Origin of the sequence: Streptomyces cylindrosporus (genome assembly GCF_022698165.1) — a bacterium.
Classification (GTDB): domain Bacteria; phylum Actinomycetota; class Actinomycetes; order Streptomycetales; family Streptomycetaceae; genus Streptomyces; species Streptomyces cylindrosporus.
On record NZ_JALDAY010000031.1, the window covers coordinates 1 to 3,074 of the forward strand.

The 3,074-nt window shown below is 72.5% G+C and carries 3 protein-coding genes; all 3 read left to right on the plus strand.

What is annotated here, in order from left to right:
• The first annotated feature begins 499 nt into the window (after positions 1-499).
• The 3 genes from MQP27_RS50700 to MQP27_RS50710 are packed head-to-tail and all read left to right on the plus strand — an operon-like array spanning position 500 to position 2,997.
• Positions 500-997, plus strand: a complete 498-nt coding sequence (locus MQP27_RS50700) for a MarR family winged helix-turn-helix transcriptional regulator (protein ID WP_242779486.1) — start codon at positions 500-502, stop codon at positions 995-997.
• Positions 990-2,408, plus strand: coding sequence for an MFS transporter (locus tag MQP27_RS50705; RefSeq protein WP_242779489.1), 1,419 nt, complete (start codon positions 990-992; stop codon positions 2,406-2,408). The genes MQP27_RS50700 and MQP27_RS50705 overlap by 8 nt, the downstream gene beginning before the upstream one ends.
• Positions 2,409-2,451: 43 nt before the next feature.
• Positions 2,452-2,997: a cysteine hydrolase family protein gene (locus tag MQP27_RS50710; protein WP_242779492.1), complete on the plus strand. Its 546-nt coding sequence runs from the start codon at positions 2,452-2,454 to the stop codon at positions 2,995-2,997.
• Positions 2,998-3,074: the final 77 nt, after the last annotated feature.

Consider the following 3,074-nt stretch of genomic DNA (forward strand, 5'->3'; position numbering starts at 1 on the left):
GCAACACCAAGGCCCCTCCTCCGACACGGCCGACATCCGCGTCTGCGGCGGCACCCTCACGATCGGTCCTCTCGGCACGTCCTTCCCTGGGTGACGGCGTTCGCGGGCGGCGGTACCGGCCGGGGCGGACGCGGACTGCGTCCCCCCGGCCGCGGGCCGTCCCGTAAGGGGGCTGCCCGCCCCGGTGCCCGCGGTGCCGGCCTTCGCACCTGTCCACACCGCTGCCCACCCGCCTGTCCACACCGCTGCCCGCCCGGCCCTGTCGCGGCGGACCGGGGCTGACAGGCAGGAGAGGCCACCGTCGTCCGCTCGGGCCGGCACGCCGGGAAACCGCTCCCCTCGTCGTCCCCCTGGCCGAAACCCCCGCTCCGCCGGGGGCCGAGCCGGGCCCGCTCGTCCCCGGGCGGTGGGCATCACCCACCTCCGGCAGTCACCGGCGCCCGCCCCTATATACAGGCAAGGCTGTACAGCTCACCCTGTACAAGTTACGGTAGGTGGTATGCCCACCGATTCCGTCGCCAGCGGCACCCCCGGCTCGCCGCCCCGCCTCTCGCCCGCCGCCGTCCAGGCGTCCCGTGAGGTCAGGGTCGTCATCAGCCGCCTGCGCCGCCGCATCCTCGGGGCCTCCGAGGCCGAGGACCTCACACTCGGGCAGTCCACCGCACTCGCTCGCATCGCCCGCGAGACCGAGACGCCCGCGACAGCGGCCGGGGTCACGACCAGCGTGCTCGCCGCCGCCGAAGGCGTCCGGCACCAGTCGATGACCGCGACCGTCGCCGCGCTCGCCGCGCGCGGCCTCGTCGTCCGCACCCCGGACCCCGAGGACGGCCGCAGGCTGCTGATCACCCTCACGCCCGAGGGCCGCCGCCGTGTCCACGAGGGCCGCCAGGCCCGTGCCGAATGGCTCGCGACGCGGCTCCAGGAGGAGTGCACGCAGGAGGAGCTTCAGGCGGTCATCGCCGCCATGTCCGTACTGGAGCGGCTGACACATGACTGAGCCCGCCACGGCGGCCGGGACGAGCGACAAGAATCCCCAGGCCCAACAGCCCCGATTCAACCGGCGGTTGCTGCCGCCGATGATGCTCGGCTCGGTCCTCAACCCGATCAACTCGACGATCATCTCGGTCGCGCTCATTCCCATCGGTGACGCGCTCGGCGCGCCCCCGTCGAAGACCGCGTGGCTCGTCTCGGCGCTCTACCTCGCGACCTCGCTCGGGCAGCCCGTCGTCGGACGGCTCATCGACATCTTCGGGCCGCGCAGGCTCTTCCTCATCAGCACGGGCATAGTCGGCCTCGCCGGCGTCCTCGGCACCCTGGCACCCAACCTCGGCGTCCTCATCGCGGCCCGCGTCCTCCTCGGTTTCGGCACGTGCGGCGGCTATCCGGCCGCGATGGCGCTCGTACGGAGCGAGGCGAAGCGGACCGGGCGCGACAGCCCTGGCGGCGTGCTCACCGCGCTCGCCGTCGCCAACCAGACCATCGCCGTCATCGGCCCGCTCCTCGGCGGCCTCCTCATCGCGGTCGGCGGCTGGCGCGCGACGTTCGCGCTGAACATCCCGCTCGCCGTCGCGGCGGTGGCGCTCGGCTGGTGGCGACTGCCCAAGTCGGGCGGTAGGGGCGAGAGCCCGCAGCGCGGCCGGGTCGCCGCCCAGCTCGACCTGCCCGGCATGGCGCTCTTTGCGGTCACCCTCACCTCGCTGCTGCTGTTCCTCATGAACCTGCACCCGCGGGACTGGTACCTGCTCGTCATCACGCTCCTCGCCGGAAGCGCCTTCGCGCTCCGGGAGTCGCGCGCCGCCACGCCGTTCATCGACCTCCGCGTGCTCGCCGGCAACACGCCGCTGCTCGCCACGTACGGGCGCGCCCTCGTCGCGTACGTCGTCGCGTACTCCTTCCTCTACGGCTTCAGCCAGTGGACCGAGAAGGGGTACGGGCTCTCGCCGTTCCGCGCCGGGCTCGTGCAGATCCCCATGTTCCTTCTCGCCATCGGCGTCTCGATCTGGTCCGGGCGCCGCAAGGGCGTACGGAGCAAGCTCCTCGTCGGCGCGCTCGGGCAGATCGCCGCGTGCCTGATCCTGCTCACGCTCTCCGGCTCCAGCCCGCTGTGGGGCCTGCTCCTCGTCGCCCTCGTCTTCGGCGTCCCGCAGGGGCTCAACAACCTCGCCCTCCAGAACTCCGTCTACTTCCAGGCCGATCCGGAGCGCACCGCGTCCTCCGCCGGGCTCCTGCGCACCTTCGCCTACCTCGGCTCGATGGTCGCCTCGTCCGCGAGCGCCGCCTCCTTCGGAAAGCGCGCCGACACGAGCGGCATGCACGAACTGTCGTGGATCATGCTCGGCGCCGGTGCGGTGTTCCTCGTCATGACCCTCTTCGACCGCTCCCTCGGCCGGATCGGCACGTCGGACTGACTCCCCCTCCCACCCTGATCTCCCGCAAGTGAAAGGCACCCTCATGTCTCGCACCGCCCTGCTCCTCATGGACTTCCAGAACGCCCACGCCACCCGCGTGGACTCCACCGCGCTCGCCCAGGCCGCCGCCGCCCTGAAGGCCGCGCGGGAGAAGGGAGTCCTCGTCCTCCACGTCGCCCTCCGCCTGCGCGCCGGGCACGTCGACGCGCACCCGAACAACGCAGTGTTCGGCACTCTCCCGCACGACCGCTTCGTACCGGGCGACCCGGACGCCGAGATCCACCCGGACGTGGCCCCCGCGCCCGACGAGGTCGTCCTGTACAAGAACCGCGTCAGCGCCTTCGCGGGCACCAACCTCGACCAGATCCTCCGCGCCCAGGGCATCGACCACCTCGCCCTCGCGGGCATCGCGACCGGCGGCATCGTGCTCTCCACGGCGCTCCAGGCGTTCGACCTGGACTACCGGCTCACGACACTCTCGGACGCGTGCGCCGACCCGAGCCCGGCGCTGCACGACGTCCTGATGAAGGACCTCCTCGCGAAGCGGGGCGAGGTCGCGACGGTGGCGGAGTGGACGGCGACGCTCTAGAAGGGCGCGCCCCGGGGTACGGATCCCCGCCGCCGAGGCGGTCCTCAGGTTCTAGCGATCATCGCAACACCCGAGCT